This is a genomic window from Chelativorans multitrophicus, from assembly GCF_011317445.1.
Classification (GTDB): Bacteria; Pseudomonadota; Alphaproteobacteria; order Rhizobiales; family Rhizobiaceae; genus Chelativorans; species Chelativorans multitrophicus.
The window spans coordinates 290,893-312,067 of record NZ_JAAAPL010000002.1 but is presented as its reverse complement, the minus strand read 5'-3'; the positions used below and the strand labels follow the sequence as shown (position 1 = coordinate 312,067).

Below are 21,175 nucleotides of genomic sequence, written 5' to 3'. Positions count from 1 at the left end.
ATATAGATCAGATGTCGGGCCAGCTTGCCCGGGATCGGAGCATCACCGATTGTGATTTCTGGCGCGCGCTGAGAACGCTGGAGGACGAGTTATTTCGCGTCCGACATTCAGGCGACCCTATTCCGATCGACCTAATCTTCGCGCGTGCCGTTCTTCGTCGGGCGCGGGAGGAAAGGGAGCGGGCATAACCCGCCCCTCGCTTTTTCAGGCAAGCTTTTCCTTGAAAAACGCTATTGTGCGGTCCCAGGCAAGATCGGCTGCCTCCTTGTTGTACCGCGCTTCCGAGGTGTCGTTGTTGAAGGCATGGTTCACGCCTTCATACATGTGGATGGTGTATTCCTTCCCGGCTGCATCGAGCGCACTGCGAAAGGTCTCGATACCCGCATTGATGCGCTCATCCAGCCCCGCATAATGCAGAAGCAGCGGTGCACTGATCTCCTCCACCTGCTCTGGATCGGGCTGGGAGCCGTAATAGGCCACGGCGGCATCCAGCGAAGGCGCGTTGACAGCAAGTGCGTTCACGGTCCCGCCACCCCAGCAGAAGCCGACCGCGCCCACCTTTCCGTTCGTGCCGTCGTGATTTTCAAGGAAGGTGATGGTGGCAACGCCGTTTGCAACCGCCTGGTCCGGATTGAGCTGGCTGAAAAGCTGCCGCGCCTCGTCCTCGTTTTCCGGTGTGCCGCCTTGCGGCGACAGAAAGTCCGGTGCGAGCGCGACGAATCCTTCTAACGCCACTCGCCGCGCCACATCGCGGATGTGCGGATTGAGGCCGCGATTTTCATGAATGACGATCACAGCCCCGAGAGGTCCCTGCGCATCGGCCGGCCGCACCAAATACCCCTTCATCTCGCCTTCCGCGCCAGGATAGGTGACATCCTCCGCATTCAGCCGGGCGTCGTCCTCCGGCACGATTGCTGCCCGAGCCGCATTGGCAGCCAGAAGCGGCGCAATAGCCACCGCGGCTGCGCTCGATCCCGCAAGCTTTGTAAGCTTCTCCATGAAGCCGCGGCGGTCGAGTGTCAGATGCGTGTACTCGTCATAGGCCTTGATCATCGCTTGTGTGATTTGAGGTTTGGACATCCGGCTCACTCCCGTTTTCGTTTCACTCGCCTTTCCGGAAGAAACGAAGATGACGAAGGGGGCAGTTCTGGTCCAATCAACCCCGCGTGAGGAGCAAAGCTCTCATTTCCTCCAAGGCCGGCCTTGGCCCACGCGCCGCAAACCGGTACAAAAAGAAAACGCTTGGGGCCTAGGCCTCGAATCACCATATGCGACGGTAATGCCAGGTTTTCCAGACGATCTGCCTTTCTTCGGCGATGACGAAGCACCCCACCCCGCTCCGCGCGAGGGCGGCATCGCCGCGCGCGCCATGGCCGCGCGCCAGGCTCAGGCCCCCCGCTACCTCGAAGGGCTCAACCCGGAACAGCGCCTTGCCGTGGAAACCACAGAGGGTCCGGTTCTGGTGCTCGCGGGCGCGGGCACCGGCAAGACCCGCGTCCTGACCACACGCATCGCCCACATCCTCGCGACGGGACGCGCCTACCCGTCGCAAATTCTCGCCGTCACCTTCACCAACAAGGCCGCGCGCGAAATGAAGACGCGAATCGGCGTTCTCGTGGGCCAGGCGATCGAGGGCATGCCGTGGCTGGGCACGTTCCACTCCATCGGGGTAAAGCTGCTGCGCCGCCACGCCGAACTTGCGGGCCTCACCTCCTCTTTCACCATTCTCGATACGGATGATCAGGTCCGGCTTTTAAAGCAGCTCATCCAGGCCGAGGCGCTGGACGACAAGCGCTGGCCGGCGCGGCAGCTGGCCATGATGATCGACGGGTGGAAGAACAAGGGTCTCGGCCCCGCCGATATACCGGAGGGGGATGCCCGGGCCTTCGGCAACGGCAAGGGGCGCGCGCTCTATGCCGCCTATCAGCAGCGCCTGAAAACGCTCAATGCCACCGATTTCGGCGATCTCCTGCTGCACCCGATCCGGATCTTCCGCGAACACCCGGATGTGCTTCGCGAATATCACGCCAAATTCAAATACATCCTGGTTGATGAGTATCAGGATACGAACACCGCCCAATATATGTGGCTTCGTCTTCTCGCACAGCGGCCCGGCAGCCCAGGCACGGGCGGTCTTCCAGCCGAAGGCAGAGCGCGCGGCCACGCACTGGGCGACGTTTCGCAAGCACACGCGGCCGGCGGCCCCGGAGCCAGTCCGGGGCAGCGGCCGGGCGGCGCGAGCGCAAACAAGGTCAATATCTGCTGCGTGGGCGACGACGATCAGTCGATTTACGGCTGGCGCGGCGCGGAAGTGGACAACATCCTTCGTTTCGAGAAGGATTTTCCGGGCGCGACGGTGATCCGGCTGGAGCGCAACTATCGCTCGACCGCGCATATTCTGGGAGCCGCTTCCCACCTCATCGCCCACAATGAGGGCCGGTTAGGCAAGACGCTCTTCACCGAGCACTCCGATCCCGACGCACCGAGGGTGAAGGTGCATGCCGCTTGGGATTCCGAGGAGGAGGCGCGTGCTCTCGGTGAGGAGATCGAGGCTTTGCAAGCCAAGGGTCATGCTCTGAACGACATGGCAATTCTTGTACGGGCCTCATTTCAGATGCGCGAGTTCGAGGACCGGTTCGTTACACTTGGCCTGAGCTACAGGGTCATCGGCGGCCCCCGCTTCTACGAGCGGCAGGAAATCCGCGACGCGCTCGCCTATTTCCGCGTCGTCGCTCAAGGCGCTGACGATCTTGCTTTCGAGCGCATCGTCAACGTGCCGAAACGAGGCTTGGGCGAATCCGCGGTGCGTCAGATTCACGACGTGGCGCGCATGCGCGGCGTGCCCCTCCTCCAAGCGGCGCGAGACTTGGTGGGGACGGAGGAACTGAAGCCGAAGCCGCGAGCCTCCCTGCGCAATCTGGTGGAAAGCTTCGAGCGCTGGCAGGGCCTTCTCGACCGCACGCGGCACATCGAGCTCGCAGAGACGATTCTCGAGGAATCGGGCTACACCGACATGTGGAAGAACGACCGCTCGGCCGAGGCGCCGGGCAGGCTGGAAAACCTCAAGGAGCTGATCCGCTCCATGGAGGAATATGAGAGCCTGCGCGCCTTTTTGGAGCATGTGGCGCTGGTGATGGATGCCGAGCGCGACGAGGAACTCGACGCCGTGAGCCTAATGACGCTGCATTCGGCCAAAGGTCTGGAATTCGATACGGTCTTTCTGCCGGGTTGGGAGGAAGGTCTCTTTCCGCATCAAAGATCCCTGGATGAAGGCGGGCGATCGGGGCTCGAAGAGGAACGCCGCCTTGCTTATGTCGGCGTCACCCGGGCGAAGAAGAACCTGCACATCTGGTTTACATCCAACCGCCGCATTCACGGGCTTTGGCAGTCCACGATTCCCTCACGCTTCCTGGATGAACTGCCGGAAAAGCATGTGGAGGTTACGGATGACGGCGGAAGCTTCGGGGGCTATGGGCGTCCCATTGCGGACCGGCAGCCGGGCCGGCCAAACCCCTACGGCTCATCGCGCTTCGACAATATGGGCGAGGTGTTCTCCAACAGCTACGCCACGCCGGGCTGGCAGCGCGCCCAGAAAAACCGCACGGAAGCAACCGCGCGAAACTGGGGATCGCGCTCAGGCCATCAGGTGGAACGTATCGGCTATGGCGAGCCGGACTCCGGCTACGGTCTTGGCAAAGGCTCGGTCAAGGGCCGGACCATCGAGGGTGAGCTTGTCGCGAAATCCGTTTCTGATGGTCCGTCGGCCTTCAAGGTCGGCGATCGGGTATTCCACCTGAAATTCGGCAACGGCAACGTTGCCGCGGTGGACGGAAACAAGCTCACCGTCGATTTCGACAAAGCGGGACAGAAGCGCGTCCTCGATGGCTTCGTGGAGCGCCTCCCGCATTGATGCAATCGGCTAGAGCTGCCGGCTCCTGCGTTACTTGTAGTAAACGTAGTTGCCTTCGCTGCTCTTCTCGCGCTTCAGCACACCTTTTTTGGCAAGCCGCGAAAGCGGGCCGGAAAAGGCATTCGACTTATACTGAACGCCATATTCCTGCTGGCATTGATTGACGATATCGCCGATCGTCCGCTTCTTAGCGAAATAATCGCTGCCGACGAGCTTGCCCAGTGCCGCCACCGCGCCGCTGGCGCTCGGCGTTGTATCCTCGCCGCGCTGCCTGCTGGCCCGAGGCGCCGGACGCGACTTCACAGTGCTCTCGGCGCGCCGGCTACGGCTTGGTCCAGGCTCATATGCCTGGGGACTCTCCTCCAAGGTCAATTTCGTGCTGCCGGTTTGGTCAAACAGCAGCTCGACAATCCGAAGCTGCACCGCTTCGGATTCGAACTTGTTGATCGTCTCCGAAAGCTCCGCGAGCTGGCGCTTCAGTTCCAGGAAATTCTTTTGCATGTAGTCGCCCCATCTGCTGCCGCGCCGAAGCGCGGTAAGCTAGCTTGAATATGGCAATATAAATGACATAAAAGTCAATATAATATGAAGCCGTATTAGCCTAAAAGACGTGCAAAGCTTAAACAATTTGCATTGCTGCAAACGTTACATTCTGTTCCTTCGCCTTCCACAACCTAACGGATGTAGACGACAAGCTGTCCTCCCGTGTCGACCGCTGCAAGCACATCGTCTGCTTGCACATCGTCCTGCTGAAGCTGTTCGGATAGCTGGGCGTTTTCCTGGATAGCCGAACGCAGCGCCTCGACATCCTCCCGGTTTTGCCTCAGGGCATTGTCGAGCGCGGCGGCGCTATCCTCATTTGCGATATCGCTTACACGAATGATTCTTACATCCGATACATCGTTTAAGTTCTTGATTTGCTGTGAGAGTTCGCGGCTGCTCTGGATGGCTGAGATTACCGTGCCGAAATCTGTAGCGCCTGTCGCGGCGGTCGTGCCCGCATCGGTATCAACGCCCGCACCGGGTTCTTGCCGTATACTGGCACCGGATTCTTGTCCTAAGACTTCGGTAGATAAGGCACACGCGATCGCCACCGATACTACCACACGATTCGTGAGTGCAAGAAGGCGCGCCATGATCTGCTCCTTGCTTCGGTTTCATCAGCCCAACTTCCGCGAGGGTACGGTGTTCCGTACATAAAATGACAAGCTGTCTATTCTCCCCACTTTCGCAGGAATTCGTCGATCGATAGCGCCTGCATATCCGGCACAGCCTCGAACAGGCGGTCGAGGGACCAGTCCCACCATGCAAGCGACTGGAGTCGCTCGGCAGTCTCCGGCGCAAACCGATAACGAACGATCCGCGCCGGCGCGCCGGCGACTATGGCATATGGCTCCACGTCGTGCGTCACGACCGCATTGGCGCCGATAACCGCCCCATGCCCTATGCAAATACCGGGCAAGACTACGGCCCCATGTCCGATCCAGACATCATTGCCGACCGTCACCTGCTTTGCCCTTCGGCGCTCCAGAAACCCGCTGTCGACACCGCGATAGCGGAAATATTCATTCGGACGATAGCTCAGTTTATGCGTGGTGATCCGCTCAATCGGATGCTCCAGCGCATTGATACGCGTATTCGCGGCGATCGAGCAGAATTTGCCGATGGTGGCATAAATGCCCTCCGCGTGCCGCTCCAGATAAGTGAAGTCGCCCACGACGACCTCGCGCAGGATCACGCGCTCGCAGATGGCTGTGTAACGTCCAAGCCGGCAGGATTTCAGCTCCGCTGTCGGATGGATACGCGGTTCGGGGTCGGTGAAACGGAGGTCGTCCATAACACCTCTCTAGGAAGGCTTGGCTCTGCAAGCAAGCCACGCCGCTTTGCGACAGTTTGCGTCTTTGCTACGCGACGATCCGGGATTATGTTCCATTCATGTGGCCGATGCCTGAAAACACTTCGTTTCTTTTCAAACTTGCCGCTGCGGGCACATTGCTGGCGGGCCTGGGTGGGCTTGGGCTCGCCATGTGGGTCGACAATGGGGCAGCGATTTTCCTTTCCCTCGCGGAAGCAGGCCTCGCCTGGTGCTTCTAAATCAAACTCGGAACCAGGTGGTTATCTCATGATGCGCTATATCTTGGTTGGCATCATCCTTCTTACAGCGGGGGCGTTCGGCGCCATCGCTTTCAATTTCTACAGCGGCCAGAACCAGGCGGTTGCGTTCGGCGCGCCCTTCGAGCTTATCGATCACGAGGGGCAGCCGATCACCGAGAAGGCGCTCCAGGGGCGCCCCACCGCCCTCTTCTTCGGTTTCACCCATTGTCCCGACGTTTGTCCGACCACTCTTTTCGAGATGCAGGGCTGGCTGGATCAGCTTGGCGACGAGGGGAAGGATTTGCAGGCGTTTTTCGTCACCGTCGATCCCGAGCGGGACACGCCCGAGGTGATGAAGACCTATCTCAGCAATTTTTCCGATCGGGTGGTCGGCATCACCGGCGATCCTCAAAAAGTCGAGGAGATGGTGAAAGCGTATCGGATCTATTTTCGTAAGGTCGAGCTGGAAGGGGGCGGCTATACGATGGATCACACCGCCTCTGTAATGCTCCTCGACAGCAGCGGCGATTTCTTCGGCACCATATCCTACGAAGAGAACCAGGAAACGGCTATCGCAAAGCTTCGCCGGCTGATAAGGGAAGGCTGATCCGCCTCATTCTCATCTCCCCCAATGCCTCAGACACGCCTCTTTTTTCGCTCGAACGGCGCCCCCGCCAGGGAAGCATTTTCCCGGCTGGAAGCGGCATTCGAAGAGGATGGCCTTCCGCTCGCTATCCGCGAGCTTGATGAGGAGCGCGACATCCACGAGGTCTCCATCTATGCTTCCGAGGATTGGGAAGGCGTGGCCGATCGCATGCGTTCATGCCTTACTTCCATTGCCGGCCTGAGCGAGATCGAGACGGAAGAACTGCCGGAGATCGACTGGGTCGCTCATTCGCTGGCTGGCCTCAAGGCGGTGCGCGCTGGCCGCTTCTTCGTTCATGGTTCCCATGAAAGAGGGCAACACCGCGCCGGCGAGATCCCCATCGAGATTGAAGCAAGCCTCGCCTTCGGCACCGGCCATCACGGAACCACCTCCGGCTGCCTGGAAATGATCAGCCGTGTGGTCCCGCGCGAGCATCCACGAAATGCGCTTGACCTTGGGACGGGCAGCGCTGTCCTTGCCATCGCGATCGCGCGCCTGGCGCATATCCCGGTGCTCGCCACCGATATCGACCCGGTAGCCGTGCGCGTGGCTCGCGAGAATGTACGGCTGAACCGAGCGGCGGAATGGGTCGAGACCGCCGCTGCCCCAGGCTTTCATCACCCGGCTTTTGCGCGCCGCATGCCCTTCGACCTTATTGTGGCGAATATCCTTGCCCGACCGCTTATCGGATTGGCGCCGGCAATGGCGCGTCACCTTTCGCCAGGCGGCTCGCTGATCCTTTCGGGTATTCTCACACACCAGCGCCGCCAAGTCATTGCCGGCTATGTTGGCCAAGGCTTCAGGCACCTCACCACGCTTCATCGCGAAGAATGGGTTACCATCCATATGAAGCGTTGATCACAAACAAAAAGCGGCCGTTTCCAGCCGCCTTCTTCAATCTATCTGAGCAGAAGTCAGTAAGGAAATGCGGAACTCCTGCGCTGCAGCTCCTTACGGTCGTAACCGAGAGCCCTTAAGCTCTCGTCGTCGAGCATCAGCAGCGCGCCATTAACATAGCGCGCAGCTTGAAGCTGCCGCGCCGCAACTAAAGCGTTAAATGCGCTACGAAAATATCCGCCGACCCGTGCCATGTGAAGTCTCCTATGCCTGTGCAATCCGTCCTCCACGGGAAAATAGGTAAGCAATGCTGTCGTTACTTACCAGCGCGTAATACGCATGACTGCCATCTTATTTTGCATATGCGAAGTAAATGCTGCAACGCAGCATGAGCGCCTTTGGAACGGCTCATTGGTCCGATTGCTTGTGCCCGCGAGGCCGTTTAGGGTCGCCAAATCTTTGCCGACAGGACGCTCCCATGTTCCAATCCTTCGATAGCAAGTCCGATCCCACGCAGGCGGGACCAAGGCTGGAGCGCCTTCGGGCGCTGATGGCCACGGCCGGGCACGACATAGTCCTTGTTCCCCACAGCGACGAGCATCAGAGCGAATACCTTCCGTCCAGCGCCGAGCGGCTGGCATGGTTGACCGGGTTTACCGGCTCGGCGGGCGCGGCGCTCATTCTGCGGGATCGGGCCATTCTCTTCGTGGATGGCCGCTATACGCTGCAGGCGCGCGAACAGGTGGATCCAAACCTATTTGAGATCGAAAATCTCGTCGAAAATCCACCGCGCGAGTGGCTGAAGGCCAATCCTTCAAGGGGGTCGCGGGTCGGCTTCGATCCATGGCTACACACGATCGACGATGTGACGGGCCTGAGAAAGGTCGCGGACAAGATCGGGGTCGAGCTCGTACCGCTCGATCGCAATCCCATCGATACGATTTGGGAAGATCGTCCTGCGCCTCCCGCCGAGCCCGTGCGCATCCACCCGCTGGAATTCGCGGGCGAACCGGCGGAGGAGAAGCTGAAGCGCCTCGCCTCCCGCCTGGCGGAGGAGGCCGTCGACCATACCGTTCTTACAAATGCGGCTTCATTGGCCTGGGCTTTCAACATTCGAGGCGGAGACGTGGCCCATACGCCGTTGTCGCTTGGCTTCGCGGTGCTCTCCGCTTCGGCTCGGCCAAAACTCTTCCTCGACGCAAGGAAGCTTGATGGTGAAGCGAAAACCTACCTCGCCAGCCTTGCGGATCTTCATACGCCGTCTGAGCTTGAGCCGGCATTATCCTCCCTTGCCGGCGAGAAGGTGAAGTTCGGGCTGGATTTCGGGCTCGCATCCGAGCGCCTGCGCCTTCTCATTGAAGAAAACGGCGGCTCGGTCGTGGATTTCACCGATCCGACCACGCTTCCCCGCGCCATCAAGAATGAAACGGAGCTGAGGGGCGCGCGCGCAGCACATCTGCGGGACGGCGCCGCACTTGCGCGGTTTCTTGCCTGGGTGGACGCGCAGAAGCCTGAAACCTTGGACGAGATCACGATTGTGAAGCAACTGGAGGAATTCCGCCGCCGCATGGGCGAGGAAACTCAGATGCCCCTCCGCGACATCTCATTCGACACTATATCCGGCTCCGGGCCGAATGGTGCAATCGTGCATTACCGCGTGACGGAAAAGACCAACCGCCGGCTCTCCGCCGGAGAGCTTCTTCTGGTCGATTCCGGAGCCCAGTTTCAAGACGGGACCACGGACGTGACCCGCACGATAGCCCTCGGTTCTCCGAGCGAGGAGATGCGCAACCGCTTCACGCTGGTCCTGAAGGGGATGATTGCCATCTCGATGTTGCGTTTCCCTCCCGGCACACGCGGCCTGGATATCGACGCATTTGCCCGGGCGAATCTCTGGAAAGCCGGTCTCGACTATGGTCATGGGACGGGCCATGGCGTCGGATCGTATCTCGGCGTGCACGAGGGGCCTCAGCGGATTGCCCGAACCGGGAAGGAGAAGCTGCTGTCAGGCATGATCATCTCCAACGAGCCGGGTTATTATCGTCAGGGACATTACGGCATCCGCATCGAAAACCTGATTGTCGTCTCGTCCCCTGAACCGATTCCAGGCGGCGAGATCGACATGCACGGCTTCGAAACCCTAACGCTGGTCCCGATAGACCGTAGGCTGATCGATCCCGCTCTGCTGACAGAGCAGGAACGCGATTGGCTCAATACCTATCACCGGCGCGTCTGGGAGGAGATCGGTCCATTGGTCGACGGCGAAACAGCGGACTGGCTAGAGCAGGCAACGTCGCCCGTCTAGCTCAAAAAATGCCGCAACGCGATCAGCACGGCGCCGCCGCTGAAAAAGATCGTCATCATGCCGCCGCCGAGGAACGAAACGACCGCGCCGGTGGCGAGCGCCGCGATTTCTGCCGGCCCGCCTTCCATGGCGGCAGGCGCGACGAGGCTCGTCAGAACCGCTGCGGGCACGGCGTTCAGCCCCGCCTCCACGCGCGGATGGACGCGATCAAAGCGGGACAGCACCAGATGGCCCCCGATCCTGGTGAGATAGGTGAAGACCGCGCCGACGATGATGATCCAGAATGTGGTTGTAGCGGTCACTGTTCTTGCTCCTTCGTCGCCGTCGATGCGAGAAGCGCGCCAAGCATTACTCCGGCAATTGCGCCGATAGAAATGTGCCAGGGTGAACCGATCGTCCGGTAGGCGATTATGGAGGCAATGGCGCTGACACCGACGACCGGCAGCCATAGCGGCCGCTTGCGGAAGCTCATCACCATCGAGAGAAAATAAATGGGCAGGATGAAATCGAGCCCGAATGCATGGGCATCCGGGATCAACCGCCCAAAGAGCGCGCCCAGCCAAGACTCCCCAACCCAGCCGATATAGACCGGAAGGGCCAGCCCCATATACCAGGCGAAACTTATCCTCCGGCCGTTTTCCATCCTGCGCTCGGCTTCGGCAAACTGGGGGTCAATGAGGAAAAAGAAGCCGAAGGCGCGCTGCAGCGGTGTCCAGTGGTCGAGATAGCGGCCGATGGTGGCCGAATAGAGCACGTGCCGGAAGTTGACCGCAACGATTGACAGCACAACCACCCACGGCGCGATGGGGGCGTCAAAGAGCTCGATCCCCACCATCTGGCTGGCGCCGGCATAAAGCGTGGCGCTCATCAGTACGGTCTCAAAAAGGGAAAGGCCGTGCTCTGTCGCGAGCGCGCCGAACAGCAGCCCGAATGGCAGGACCGCCAGGGTAATGGGAATACTCTCCCGCACGCCGGAAAGGAAGTAACTCGATGGCCGTGGTTCGGCCAAACATTCTGCACTCATTGAAACCTCCGCGCGGAAGGTAGGTCAGTGATACTGACCCGTCACATCAATTCGTTTGAGGGGAGGATGAACAGCGGTGATGTATCGTCCTATGCACCGATCCTCTGGAACCACATATCCTCGTCGATGACCTCAATGCCGAGCTCGGCTGCCTTTTTGAGCTTGGAGCCAGCGCCGGGCCCTGCCACGACCAGATCCGTCTTTGAGGAGACCGAACCGGCCACCTTGGCTCCCAACCGCTCGGCCATGTCTTTCGCCTCGTCGCGCGACATGCGTTCGAGCGCGCCGGTAAAGACGATCGTCTTGCCCGCCACCGGCGAATCGGCAACCGGCCGCTCCGCCTCCAGCACGTTGACCTGCGCGGCGAGCGCCTCCACAAGCCGGCAATTGTGCTCCTCTGCGAAATAAGTGGCGATCGCGTCTATGACGGCATCGCCGATATCCTCCAGCGCGTCCATCTCTTCCCGTGCGGAGAGATCTCCGCCGGCAATCGCAAGAGCCGAATCGTGGAAGGCCTTCCATGAACCATATCCGCGCGCCAGCGTAACGGCGGTGCGCTCACCCACGTGACGGATACCCAGCCCATAGATCATGCGGTCGAGCGGGATAGTCCGCTTTGCTTCGATGGCCGCGAAGAGATTTCCGGCCGAGACCGTGCCCCACCCTTCCTTGTCCTTGAGCTTTTTGATGTTCTGCGCGTCGCGCTCGGCAAGTGTGAAGATGTCTGCGGGGCTTTTGACCGGCAGGTCCGGGTCGCGGAAGAAGAACTCGATCTGCTTTTCGCCCAATCCCTCGATATCGAAAGCGCGCCGGGAGACGAAGAGACGCAGATGTTCGATGCGCTGGAAGGGACAGGCAAACTCGCCCGAGCAGCGCCGCACCACGCCCTCCCCGCCTCCCGCCGTGGAATCGCGCACGACCGGCGTCTTGAGCTCGCAGGGGCAGACGCTGGGGAAGACGAATTCTTTCGCATCCGCTGGTCTGCGATCCTCCGCATAACCGAGAATCTGCGGAATGACATCGCCCGCACGCTGCACCTGGACCGTATCGCCGATTTTGATTCCGAGGCGTTCGATCTCCTCGGCATTGTGCAGCGTGGCGTTTGTCACCACCACGCCGCCCACCGTGACTGGCTCCAGCCGCGCCACAGGCGTCAGCGCACCGGTGCGGCCCACCTGGATGTCGATATCGCGCAGAATGGTGAACGCCTTCTCGGCAGCAAACTTATGCGCAATGGCCCAGCGCGGGCTGCGGGAGACGTATCCCAACCGCTGCTGCAGCGCCAGATCGTTCACCTTGTAAACGACGCCGTCGATATCATAGCCCAGCGTGGCGCGGCGCTCCTCGATGGCATGATAGTGCTCCAGCAGCTCTCGCGCAGTCTCGCAAAGGCACATCAGCTTGTTGGTCCGAAAGCCGTAGCTTTTCAGCGCTTCGACCATTCCCATTTGGGTCTGAGACGGCATCTCGCTCACCTCGCCCCATGCATAGGCGAAGAATTTGAGCGGTCGCGCCGCCGTGATCGACGCGTCCAGCTGGCGGAGCGATCCTGCCGCCGTGTTGCGCGGGTTCACATAGGTCTGCTTGCCCTCCGCGCGCTGGCGTTCGTTGAGCGCCAGAAAATCGCGATGGGTCATGTAGACCTCGCCGCGCACTTCCAGGATCTCGGGAAAATCGCCGGAAAGCACATTAGGAATATCGGCAACGGCGCGGGCATTGGCGGTGACATTCTCGCCCACCTGCCCGTCGCCGCGCGTTGCAGCCGAGACGAGCCTCCCGTTTTCATAGCGAATCGAAAGGGACAGCCCATCGATCTTCGGCTCCGCCGTCATGGCGATCGGCGCATGGGGCTCCATCTTCAGAAAGCGGCGGACACGCGCCACGAAGTCGACGACGTCGTCATCGGTGAAAGCGTTGTCCAGCGAGAGCATCGGCACCTTGTGCCGGACCTTCTCGAATTTCTCGACTGCCGGTGCTCCGATTCGCTTCGACGGCGAATCCGCCCGGATCAGATTCGGGAACGCCTGCTCGATGGCCAGATTGCGCCGCCGCAACGCGTCATATTCGGCATCGGAGACTTCCGGCGCGTCCTCTGAGTAATAGAGCCGGTCATGCCTCCCGATCTCCTGCGCAAGACGGGCAAGTTCGTCCTTGGCTTGCTCCTCCGTCAGTTCATCGACGGGGATCCTGGCTGTGGTCATGGGCGGCAATCCGGATTCGTTTGGCTGCCAACATATGGCGTTTGCGGCCAGACGCTCAAGCGGTTCGCACCGCCTATACCGCCATGGAATGACAAGTCGGTCTCAAAGCGATGCGAATAGCTGCCAGATACGCCCCATGCCAGTCGCCATGCTCGGGCTCGTCCCGAATGTCCATGCCCTGGACCTGGAAAATCTCCTACCCGGCCACGGCAGCGTTCTCGCGCAAAAGGCGCTCCGCGGCAGCGCGGGCTTCGTCCGTGATCGTGGCGCCGGCGAGCATGCGTGCGATCTCCTCCTGACGCTGCACGAGGTCCATCACGGAAACTCCGGTGGTCACCCGGTCATGACCGCCGTCCTTGGCGATCAGGTAATGCGTACTTGCGCGGGCGGCCACTTGCGGCGCATGAGTTACGGAAAGCACCTGGATGCGCTCCGACAGGCGCGCCAGGCGCTGGCCGATGGCATCGGCCACGGCGCCGCCCACGCCGGTGTCGATCTCATCGAAAACAAGCGTAGGGGCAGAGCCCCTGTCTGCTAGGGCGACCTTTAGGGCAAGAAGGAAGCGCGAAAGCTCGCCGCCCGAGGCGACCTTCATGATCGGGCCTGGCCGCGTGCCGGGATTGGTCTGCACCCAGAACTCCGCGTGGTCGATCCCCTCTTCCGTTCGATCGTCCGGTTCGCTCTGGATCTCCACGATGAAGCGCGCACGCTCCAGCTTCAGCGCCGGCAGCTCTGCCATGACGGCCTCGGCCAGCACCTCCGCCGCGCGCCGCCGCTCCTCAGACAAAAGCGCCGCGACCTCGTCATAGGCAGTGCGGCGGGTCCTAGCCTCCTTCTCAAGGAGGAGAAGCTTTTCCTCGCCCGCGTCGAGATCGGCAAGGTCCGCGTCCATCCGGTCGCGCAAGGCGGCAAGATCATCCACCAGCACATTGTGCTTGCGGGCGGCGGCGCGCAGCGCGAACAGACGCTCCTCGACTTTCTCCTGCCGGTCGGGATCGTACTCGCTCGCCCGCATGGCGGCATCTACGGCACTCTGGGTGGCGTCGAGCGATAGAAGCGCTTCATCGAGGGAGGCAACGATCTCCTCGAGCAGGCCAGGCGCTTCCTGCGATTTTCGCTGAAGCCGGCGCAAAAGGCTCGCGAGCGCAGGAACCGGAGAATTGTTGCCGGACAACACCTCCTGCGCGTCGGATATGTCGGCGGCGATCTTCTCCGCCCGCATCATGCGCGCGCGCTCTTCGGCAAGTTCTGTCTCCTCGCCCGGCTGTGGGTCGAGCTTGGAAAGCTCATCCACGGACGCGCGCAGGAAGTCGGCTTCGCGCGCTGCCGCCTCCACCCGGGCGCGGTGACGCGCAAGCTCTTGCTCCGCCTGCCGCCAGGCACGCCAAGCCATGCGCACGGCATCCACACGGGCGCCAAGACCGCCGAACGCATCCAGGAGATCGCGATGGGCCGCCGCATCCACCAGCGCCCGCTCGTCGTGCTGGCCGTGAATTTCCACGAGCGCACGGCCCACCTGCCGCATCAGTGCCACGCTCGCCGGCTGATCGTTGATGAAAACGCGGGTGCGTCCGTCCACCGCCTGTGTGCGGCGCAGGATGATGTCGCCCTGGTCGTCTATGGCGTTATCACGCAGGATCTCCCGCGCGGGATGGATCAGCGGCACGTCGAAAACGGCTGTCACCTGCCCCTGCTCCGCCCCATGGCGAACCAGCGACGCATCCCCTCGGGCCCCAAGCGCAAGCGAGAGCGAATCGAGCAGGATGGATTTGCCCGCACCGGTCTCGCCGGTCAGCACCGAAAGCCCAGCCGAAAAATCGATGTCGAGCCGCTCGATCAGGACGATATCGCGGATCGAAAGGTGCGACAGCATCGGCGCGCCGGGCGCTAGCCCCCCGTAATGATCGACGCGGCCCTGGAAATCCAGGAACCCCTGTCTTCCCGCGGCTCAAGGCCGCCGGACTGCAGAAGCGTGTAGGAATCCTTGTACCACTGGCTGTCTGGGAAGTTATGCCCGAGAACGGCTGCGGCGGTCTGCGCCTCGGAGGCAATGCCCATCGCAAGATAGGCTTCCACCAGCCGCGCCAGCGCCTCTTCGACATGGCGCGTGTTGCCGTAATTCTCCACCACGCCGCGGAACCGGCGCACGGCAGCGATATATTCGCGCCGCTCCAGATAATACCGGCCGACCTGCATCTCCTTGCCTGCGAGCTGGTCGCGCGCAAAGCGGATCTTCGCCTGGGCGTCGGTCACGTATTCCGATTCGGGCCAGACATCGACCACCTGCTGCATGGCCTCGATGGTCAGCCGTGCCTCACGCTGATCCTGCGTGACGTCCTTGATCTGGCGGAAATAGCTGAGGCCTACGAGATATTGGGCATAGGCCGCGTCCTCACTCGTAGGATAGAGCGTGACATAGCGTTTGCCGGCATTGATCGCCTCGGTATACTTACCCTGCCGGTAATTGGCAAAGGCGTTCATAATGAGCGCCTTGCGGGCAAACTCCGAATAGGGATGCTGCCGGTCGACCGCCTCGAATTTCGCGATCGCTTCTCTCATGCGGCCGGCATTGAGATTGGCAAGGCCTTGATTGTAAAGCACGTCGGCGGGCTCGGTCTGCTCGACATAGGTCGAGAGGTCCAGATCTTTTTCGGCGTTGCAGCCGGCGAGCAAAAGGGGAGCGGCGAGCGCGGCCAAAGCCAACGCGGGGAGCCGTGGCCGGCGGAGACTGCTGGCAGGGCGTGTCAAAAGCATTCGCAGTCCGTTCCTCTGGATGGGGGAACCAAGATGTGCACGCAGTCATATGCAGAAAGCAAAGACGCGGCAACGCTATCTGGCGCTATTGGCACATTTTTGTGGCGAAAGACCAGAGGGACCATCTGTGTCTGTGGATTGAGAGGGTATTGCCGCCCCGCAATCCACAGAAGAAAGCAGCGCCCCTAAAGCATCCAGGGCGCGTATAGCGGCGCGTTGACGGCGATCATTTCGGCACCGCGGCCACGGCCCACGCGAGTTGCCTCCACGATTTCGAACGCGGAACGGTCTGTGAGCAGATGGCGCAGCGCCGCCGCATTGACGCGATGACCGCCCCGATAGGAGCGGAAGCAGCCGATGAAGCGCGCCCCTGCAAGCGCCAGATCGCCCACGGCGTCCAGCATCTTGTGACGGACGAACTCGTTCGGGTAACGCAGCCCTTCCATATTGATCACGCGGTGATCCTCGCCGATCACCACGGAATTTTCGAGCGAAGAGCCAAGCGCATATCCCGCGGCCCAAAGCCGCTCCACATCCTTGATGAAACCGAAGGTGCGCGCACGAGAGATATCCCGTTTAAAGATCTCGGGCGTGAAATCGGTGGCGAAGGACTGGCGCCCGATGGCTGGACTTTCGAAATCGATCTCCACTTCGAAGCGCGTGCCGTTATAGGGCTGGAACTCGGCCCATGAGCTTCCTGATTCGAACCGCACCGGCTTCACGATGCGAATATAGCGCCGCTTCTCCGAAAGCTGGACGAGGCCGGTCTGCGTAAAAGCGTCGACAAAAGCCGCGGCGCTGCCATCCATGATGGGCACCTCGGGACCGTCTATCTCGATCGAGACATTGTCAACGCCCATGCCGAGCAGCGCGGCCATCAGATGCTCGACGGTGGCGACATGGTCGCCCGCCGGATCGCCGAGGCCAGTGCAAAGGTCCGTTGCGCCAACATCCGATACGAGGGCGCGGATCACCTTTCCAGACGCGCCACTATCGATGCGCTGAAAGACAATGCCGGTATCAGCTTCGGCGGGACTGAAATGGATGGATACGGCCTTGCCGGTGTGGACACCGACGCCGGACAGCGTAAAGCGCGACTTGAGAGTCGTTTGATATTCCAGCAATTCTACCCCCAGCGAGCTTGCCCACAGCCTTTGCCCGTGTCTCATGTTCCGGCCGGCTCTGTACGTTGGCAGGCCTGCTGAAGGCACCCTGCCTGAAAACAGCAGGAACATAGTGATGCCGCCGGCCCGCGCCAAATCACGCTTTCTTACCCTCTGTTACCGGCTAACTGATTCGCGAACTAGGCCCAATCCCTTGTTTCCAAAGCTTTTTCAAACGACACCGGGCGCTCGCGCGCCCGGTTTTCGTTTAACCAATGTTAAGGCACGTCATGGAGCGGAATGCGCCCGCCTCCGCTCCATCACTTGCGCGCAGACCTTCAGCGTCGTGCGCCCTTTCCGACAACCGGTGCCGCCTTCGGCCCAATGCGCTAGTTCGCCTGGCGCCGCAGGAAGGCGGGGATATCGAGCTGGTCATCCTCCTGCGAGGCCCTTGGCTGTACGACCCGGCCCTGCTCGTCGAGCTGACCGCGGCGCGGCGCGTAGATGTTGCTTTCCGGCGCGGTACGGCGCGGATCGGCCTGGCGCAAGCGCGGCTCGGGAGCCTGGCCGGCGTGGCTATCCTCGTCGCGGCGCGACAACCCGGTTGTCAGGCGCTTCAGCAAACCCATCGGGCCGCGGTCCTCCTGCTCGGGAGCGGCATGCGCAGCGCCAGCCTGGATCTCCGCCTGGACGACCGGCGGAAAGTCCTCCACGCGAGGCATGCGCGGCGCGGGCGCAGGCTCAGCATGAACCGGCTGCGGCTGGGGTTGATGTTGCGCGACGGCGGCCGCCCGCATGGGCGCCGGCTCCGGCGCAGGGGCGGCAGGCCTGAAAAGCTTGCTCTGCGGCTGGAACCCGGCAGATTGGGCTGCCGGTGCACCGCCTCCTTGCGCAACCCTGAGGGCGTCAGCAACCATCTCGTGATGGGCGTCCGCCTGTGGTTCGGGCTGGATCTCCCTTGCCGGCTGAGGAGCTGGCTGCGGGGCAGGAGCGCGCGTTTCGAAACCGGCCGTGGGCTTCGACAGGCCCTGAGGGCGCGGCGGCTGGCGAGTTGCCGAGGGCGGCGCGGAAATGTCGTGCGCAGCCTTGTCGATGCCCGTGGCGACGACCGAAACGCGGATGACGCCCTCCAGCTCCTCGTCGAAGGTCGCGCCGAGGATGATGTTCGCATCCTGGTCGACTTCCTCGCGGATACGGGTCGCAGCCTCGTCCACCTCGAACAAGGTGAGGTCGCGGCCGCCGGTGATGGAGATGAGGAGGCCCCTGGCACCCCTCATGGAGGTCTCGTCCAGCAGCGGATTGGCGATCGCAGCTTCCGCCGCCGCCATCGCGCGGCCTTCGCCGGAAGCCTCGCCCGTGCCCATCATGGCCTTGCCCATTTCGCGCATGACCGAGCGCACATCGGCGAAGTCGAGATTGATGAGGCCTTCCTTCACCATCAGATCGGTGATGCAGGCAACACCCGAGTAGAGCACCTGGTCCGCCATCGCGAAGGCGTCGGCGAAGGTGGTCTTGTCATTGGCAATGCGGAAGAGGTTCTGGTTCGGGATCACGATGAGCGTATCGACGCATTTCTGCAGCTCCTCGATGCCCAGATCGGCGATGCGCATGCGCCGCTGCCCCTCGAAATGGAACGGCTTGGTGACCACACCGACGGTAAGGATACCCTTCTCGCGCGCGGCCCGCGCCACCACCGGGGCAGCACCCGTGCCCGTGCCGCCGCCCATTCCGGCGGTGACGAAGCACATATGCGTATGCGACAGATGATCCATGATCTCGTCGATGCATTCCTCGGCCGCGGCCTGGCCCACCTCCGGCTGAGACCCCGCGCCAAGTCCCTCTGTAACATTGGCGCCGAGTTGAATGATGCGCTCGGCTTTCGACATGGTCAGGGCCTGCGCATCCGTGTTCGCGACGACGAATTCCACGCCGCGAAGCCCCGCGGTAATCATATTGTTGACTGCGTTGCCGCCCCCGCCTCCAACGCCGAAGACCGTGATCCTCGGCTTAAGCTCGGTAATGTCCGGCTTCTTAAGATTGATGGTCATAAGTTTCGTCCTTTCCGCCTTGCCCGCTGCCTCGCCGCCGCGGTGTTGATGGCTTTCCCCCGTCAAAAACTGTCTCGGAACCACTGTCCGACACGCTGAAACCTGCCTGCTGTCCCTGTGGCACGCATGAACAGGCCACCCTTTGCCGCCGCCCGGCTCTCGAATTCCGCAACCTGCGGATAGATCAAAAGACCGACAGGCGCTGCAAAGGCCGCGCCCTTAGCCGCCTCCGGCAAACCGGCGACACCAAGCGGCCGCCCGAGGCGAACATTCCTGCCCAGAAGCCGGCGCGCGGCTTCCGGCAACCCCGAAAGCTGGCTTGCGCCGCCCGTGAGCACAACCCGGCGCCCGACCAGGGCGCCATAACCCGAACGATTGAGCCGGTCCCTAACCAGCTCCAGGGTTTCCTCGACCCGTGCCCGAACGATGCGGGTCATGACCGAGCGCGGCACCTGCAACGGCTGGTCCATCTCGTCGCCGCCGATGGGCTGTATCGAGACCATCTCGCGGTCATCGGAGGTGGTCACGGGCAGTGCGGATCCTTGCATGACCTTGAGCCGCTCAGCATCGGAAAGCCTTATTGAGAGGCCGCGCGCCAGATCCATCGTCACATGATTGCCGCCCACGGGGATGGCATCGGCGTGAACGAACTTGCCGTCGACGAACACAGACATGGTCGTGGTGCCGCCGCCCATGTCGATGCAGGCTGCTCCCATCTCCGCTTCGTCGTCGACCAGAGCCGCGAGCCCGCTGGCATAAGGCGTCGCGACCATGCGCTCGACCGACAGATGCGCCCGATTGATGCACAGTTCCAGATTTCTCAGCGGCACGGCATCGGCGGTGACCACATGCATGTCGACGCCGAGCGCATCGCCCATCATGCCCCTCGGGTCGCGAATGCCGCGCTCCACGTCGAGCGAGAAGCCGACAGCTAGGGAATGCACCACCTCGCGCTCCGCACGCAGGGCCTGGCGGGCACCCGCAAGCAGCACACGCGCGATATCGGCATTGGCCACCTCGTGCCCGCCGAGATTGATGGTGGCGGATGCGGTCTCACTGCGGATCCGCCCCGCTGAAACATTGACGATGAGCGAGTCGACCGTGAGGCCCGCCATCCGCTCCGCAGCGTCCACGGCAAGCCGGATCGCCTGCTCCGCGCGGTCGAGATCGACCACCACACCGGACTTCACACCCTGGGATTTCTGATGACCGATGCCCACCACCCTAATGCGATGGGTGCGATGCGGCAGCGCGCGCATATTTTCGTCGGGCAACAGTTTGGCGATGATGCAGGAAACCTTACTCGACCCCACATCGAGCACGGTGATGATACCTGAACGTTGGGCCGCTCCGCCTTTTCCGAGAAGCCAGCTCATGTCCTGGCTCCCTTCTTGCGTTTCCGCTCCATTTCCTCGAACTCTTTCTTACGCGCTTCAGCCGCCTCCGGGGCAAGGGCCACGGTCAGCCGATCCGGCAATCTGAGATCGACCGTTGTAATGTCACGGGAGAGGAGCGAATATTCCGCATCGAGCCGCGAGACCTCAGCGAGCGCCGTCTCGACATCCTTCTCCGGCAGTTTGATCGTCACGCCATTGTCGAGCCGAAGATCCCACCGCCTGCCGGCCACGCGGATATACGCCTTCACGCGCCCCTCAAGCCCCCGTACCTTCTGCACCTTCGAGACGAAGTCGGGCCCGGCCTTGTCGGCACCCTCGCCGATGACAACGGGCAGCATGGCATAACGCCCGCCGGCAAAGGGCGCAATTACGTCGCCATCCGCTTCGATAATGGAAAGCTGGTTCCCCTGCTGCCACAGGGCAAAAGGCGCCTTCTCGACCATCTCGATCGCGAGCGTCGACGGATAAACCTTGCGAACCGTTGCGCTTTCGACCCAGGGAAGTTCCGCGATCCGCGCCCGGGCCTCGCGCACATTGAAGCCCACCATCGAGGTCCATCCATCGAGCCCGACCTGCTGCAGCACGTCGATCTCGGACGTCTCCTCGTTCCCGGACACCTGCACGTCATTGATGGCGAAGCCCACACGGGAGGTAATGGCCTTCAGCACCGCTTCTGAATGACCGCCCTCCACGACGCCATAGAGGCCGGCCAGCGCAAACAAGGCAAAGCTCGCCCCGCTCGCCGCAAAAGGCGGAAGCTCCCGCTCGCTCAGGCGCTGAAGCACGCGCATCGGCCTGCGCAGCAGGCGCGGCAATATGAAGCCGGCAACGCCGGAGCGCCACTTCCCCACTGAGC

General features: G+C 61.9%; 19 protein-coding genes. 5 read left to right on the top strand and 14 right to left on the bottom strand.

Going from position 1 to position 21,175, the window contains the following annotated elements; translation table 11 throughout:
• Nucleotides 1–204: 204 nt before the first annotated feature.
• Nucleotides 205–1,080: a dienelactone hydrolase family protein gene (locus tag GNP00_RS12175; protein WP_011581322.1), complete on the bottom strand. Its 876-nt coding sequence runs from the start codon at nucleotides 1,078–1,080 to the stop codon at nucleotides 205–207.
• Between the two features lie 199 nt (nucleotides 1,081–1,279).
• On the opposite strand from GNP00_RS12175, the gene GNP00_RS12170 reads away from it, so the two are divergent.
• Nucleotides 1,280–3,910 (top strand): ATP-dependent helicase, encoded by a 2,631-nt coding sequence (locus GNP00_RS12170; protein ID WP_011581323.1) that lies wholly within the window; start codon nucleotides 1,280–1,282, stop codon nucleotides 3,908–3,910.
• Nucleotides 3,911–3,940: 30 nt separating this feature from the next.
• Here the strand turns inward: GNP00_RS12170 and GNP00_RS12165 are convergent, their stop codons facing one another.
• From GNP00_RS12165 to GNP00_RS12155, 3 genes are all read right to left on the bottom strand, one after another.
• On the bottom strand, nucleotides 3,941–4,411 hold the full coding sequence (locus GNP00_RS12165) for a hypothetical protein (RefSeq protein WP_011581324.1): 471 nt from the start codon (nucleotides 4,409–4,411) through the stop codon (nucleotides 3,941–3,943).
• Between the two features lie 173 nt (nucleotides 4,412–4,584).
• Nucleotides 4,585–5,046 (bottom strand): hypothetical protein, encoded by a 462-nt coding sequence (locus GNP00_RS12160; protein WP_011581325.1) that lies wholly within the window; start codon nucleotides 5,044–5,046, stop codon nucleotides 4,585–4,587.
• A 77-nt stretch (nucleotides 5,047–5,123) separates the two neighbouring features.
• On the bottom strand, nucleotides 5,124–5,747 hold the full coding sequence (locus GNP00_RS12155) for a DapH/DapD/GlmU-related protein (protein ID WP_011581326.1): 624 nt from the start codon (nucleotides 5,745–5,747) through the stop codon (nucleotides 5,124–5,126).
• A gap of 107 nt (nucleotides 5,748–5,854) precedes the next feature.
• Between GNP00_RS12155 and GNP00_RS12150 the strand changes: the two genes are divergently transcribed.
• Genes GNP00_RS12150 through GNP00_RS12140 form a run of 3 tightly spaced genes read left to right on the top strand, consistent with a single transcriptional unit; the run spans nucleotide 5,855 to nucleotide 7,508 of the window.
• Nucleotides 5,855–6,004: a hypothetical protein gene (locus tag GNP00_RS12150; RefSeq protein WP_166016071.1), complete on the top strand. Its 150-nt coding sequence runs from the start codon at nucleotides 5,855–5,857 to the stop codon at nucleotides 6,002–6,004.
• Between the two features lie 28 nt (nucleotides 6,005–6,032).
• A complete protein-coding gene (locus GNP00_RS12145) occupies nucleotides 6,033–6,611 on the top strand; it encodes an SCO family protein (protein ID WP_041544712.1) in 579 nt (192 codons plus the stop codon).
• Nucleotides 6,612–6,635: 24 nt separating this feature from the next.
• Nucleotides 6,636–7,508 carry a 50S ribosomal protein L11 methyltransferase gene (locus GNP00_RS12140; protein WP_011581328.1) on the top strand — a complete coding sequence of 291 codons (873 nt, stop codon included), beginning with the start codon at nucleotides 6,636–6,638 and terminating at the stop codon, nucleotides 7,506–7,508.
• A gap of 56 nt (nucleotides 7,509–7,564) precedes the next feature.
• On the opposite strand, the gene GNP00_RS12135 is transcribed toward GNP00_RS12140, so the two are convergent.
• Nucleotides 7,565–7,741 (bottom strand): hypothetical protein, encoded by a 177-nt coding sequence (locus GNP00_RS12135; protein ID WP_041544713.1) that lies wholly within the window; start codon nucleotides 7,739–7,741, stop codon nucleotides 7,565–7,567.
• 224 nt (nucleotides 7,742–7,965) lie between these two features.
• Here GNP00_RS12135 and GNP00_RS12130 point away from each other — a divergent pair, with 224 nt between their 5' ends.
• Nucleotides 7,966–9,792: an aminopeptidase P family protein gene (locus GNP00_RS12130; RefSeq protein ID WP_011581329.1), complete on the top strand. Its 1,827-nt coding sequence runs from the start codon at nucleotides 7,966–7,968 to the stop codon at nucleotides 9,790–9,792.
• On the opposite strand, the gene GNP00_RS12125 is transcribed toward GNP00_RS12130, so the two are convergent.
• The 9 genes from GNP00_RS12125 to GNP00_RS12085 all read right to left on the bottom strand — a co-directional run bounded on the left by GNP00_RS12125 (nucleotide 9,789) and on the right by GNP00_RS12085 (nucleotide 21,170).
• Nucleotides 9,789–10,094 (bottom strand): AzlD domain-containing protein, encoded by a 306-nt coding sequence (locus GNP00_RS12125; protein WP_011581330.1) that lies wholly within the window; start codon nucleotides 10,092–10,094, stop codon nucleotides 9,789–9,791. The genes GNP00_RS12130 and GNP00_RS12125 overlap by 4 nt on opposite strands.
• Nucleotides 10,091–10,816 carry an AzlC family ABC transporter permease gene (locus GNP00_RS12120; protein ID WP_011581331.1) on the bottom strand — a complete coding sequence of 242 codons (726 nt, stop codon included), beginning with the start codon at nucleotides 10,814–10,816 and terminating at the stop codon, nucleotides 10,091–10,093. The genes GNP00_RS12125 and GNP00_RS12120 overlap by 4 nt, the downstream gene beginning before the upstream one ends.
• Nucleotides 10,817–10,905: 89 nt before the next feature.
• A complete protein-coding gene (gene ligA, locus GNP00_RS12115) occupies nucleotides 10,906–13,017 on the bottom strand; it encodes an NAD-dependent DNA ligase LigA (RefSeq protein ID WP_011581332.1) in 2,112 nt (703 codons plus the stop codon).
• Between the two features lie 196 nt (nucleotides 13,018–13,213).
• Nucleotides 13,214–14,890 carry a DNA repair protein RecN gene (gene recN, locus GNP00_RS12110; protein WP_011581333.1) on the bottom strand — a complete coding sequence of 559 codons (1,677 nt, stop codon included), beginning with the start codon at nucleotides 14,888–14,890 and terminating at the stop codon, nucleotides 13,214–13,216.
• 14 nt (nucleotides 14,891–14,904) lie between these two features.
• The gene (locus tag GNP00_RS12105; RefSeq protein ID WP_011581334.1) at nucleotides 14,905–15,771 is read right to left on the bottom strand and encodes an outer membrane protein assembly factor BamD; all 867 of its coding nucleotides are present in this window, start codon (nucleotides 15,769–15,771) and stop codon (nucleotides 14,905–14,907) included.
• A gap of 185 nt (nucleotides 15,772–15,956) precedes the next feature.
• Nucleotides 15,957–16,940, bottom strand: a complete 984-nt coding sequence (lpxC, locus tag GNP00_RS12100) for a UDP-3-O-acyl-N-acetylglucosamine deacetylase (RefSeq protein WP_011581335.1) — start codon at nucleotides 16,938–16,940, stop codon at nucleotides 15,957–15,959.
• A gap of 323 nt (nucleotides 16,941–17,263) precedes the next feature.
• Nucleotides 17,264–18,922, bottom strand: a complete 1,659-nt coding sequence (gene ftsZ / locus GNP00_RS12095) for a cell division protein FtsZ (protein WP_011581336.1) — start codon at nucleotides 18,920–18,922, stop codon at nucleotides 17,264–17,266.
• A gap of 62 nt (nucleotides 18,923–18,984) precedes the next feature.
• On the bottom strand, nucleotides 18,985–20,298 hold the full coding sequence (ftsA, locus tag GNP00_RS12090) for a cell division protein FtsA (protein ID WP_011581337.1): 1,314 nt from the start codon (nucleotides 20,296–20,298) through the stop codon (nucleotides 18,985–18,987).
• A complete protein-coding gene (locus GNP00_RS12085; RefSeq protein ID WP_011581338.1) occupies nucleotides 20,295–21,170 on the bottom strand; it encodes a cell division protein FtsQ/DivIB in 876 nt (291 codons plus the stop codon). Before GNP00_RS12085 ends, ftsA begins: the two co-directional genes overlap by 4 nt.
• Between the last annotated feature and the right edge of the window lie 5 nt (nucleotides 21,171–21,175).

Coding starts and splice junctions, on each gene's coding strand:
- GNP00_RS12175 (WP_011581322.1), bottom strand. CDS start 1,080: ATGTCCAAACCTCAAATCACACAAGCGATGATCAAGGCCTATGACGAG.
- GNP00_RS12170 (WP_011581323.1), top strand. CDS start 1,280: ATGCCAGGTTTTCCAGACGATCTGCCTTTCTTCGGCGATGACGAAGCA.
- GNP00_RS12165 (WP_011581324.1), bottom strand. CDS start 4,411: ATGCAAAAGAATTTCCTGGAACTGAAGCGCCAGCTCGCGGAGCTTTCG.
- GNP00_RS12160 (WP_011581325.1), bottom strand. CDS start 5,046: ATGGCGCGCCTTCTTGCACTCACGAATCGTGTGGTAGTATCGGTGGCG.
- GNP00_RS12155 (WP_011581326.1), bottom strand. CDS start 5,747: ATGGACGACCTCCGTTTCACCGACCCCGAACCGCGTATCCATCCGACA.
- GNP00_RS12150 (WP_166016071.1), top strand. CDS start 5,855: ATGCCTGAAAACACTTCGTTTCTTTTCAAACTTGCCGCTGCGGGCACA.
- GNP00_RS12145 (WP_041544712.1), top strand. CDS start 6,033: ATGATGCGCTATATCTTGGTTGGCATCATCCTTCTTACAGCGGGGGCG.
- GNP00_RS12140 (WP_011581328.1), top strand. CDS start 6,636: ATGCCTCAGACACGCCTCTTTTTTCGCTCGAACGGCGCCCCCGCCAGG.
- GNP00_RS12135 (WP_041544713.1), bottom strand. CDS start 7,741: ATGGCACGGGTCGGCGGATATTTTCGTAGCGCATTTAACGCTTTAGTT.
- GNP00_RS12130 (WP_011581329.1), top strand. CDS start 7,966: ATGTTCCAATCCTTCGATAGCAAGTCCGATCCCACGCAGGCGGGACCA.
- GNP00_RS12120 (WP_011581331.1), bottom strand. CDS start 10,816: ATGAGTGCAGAATGTTTGGCCGAACCACGGCCATCGAGTTACTTCCTT.
- ligA (WP_011581332.1), bottom strand. CDS start 13,017: ATGACCACAGCCAGGATCCCCGTCGATGAACTGACGGAGGAGCAAGCC.
- recN (WP_011581333.1), bottom strand. CDS start 14,890: ATGCTGTCGCACCTTTCGATCCGCGATATCGTCCTGATCGAGCGGCTC.
- GNP00_RS12105 (WP_011581334.1), bottom strand. CDS start 15,771: ATGCTTTTGACACGCCCTGCCAGCAGTCTCCGCCGGCCACGGCTCCCC.
- lpxC (WP_011581335.1), bottom strand. CDS start 16,940: ATGAGACACGGGCAAAGGCTGTGGGCAAGCTCGCTGGGGGTAGAATTG.
- ftsZ (WP_011581336.1), bottom strand. CDS start 18,922: ATGACCATCAATCTTAAGAAGCCGGACATTACCGAGCTTAAGCCGAGG.
- ftsA (WP_011581337.1), bottom strand. CDS start 20,298: ATGAGCTGGCTTCTCGGAAAAGGCGGAGCGGCCCAACGTTCAGGTATC.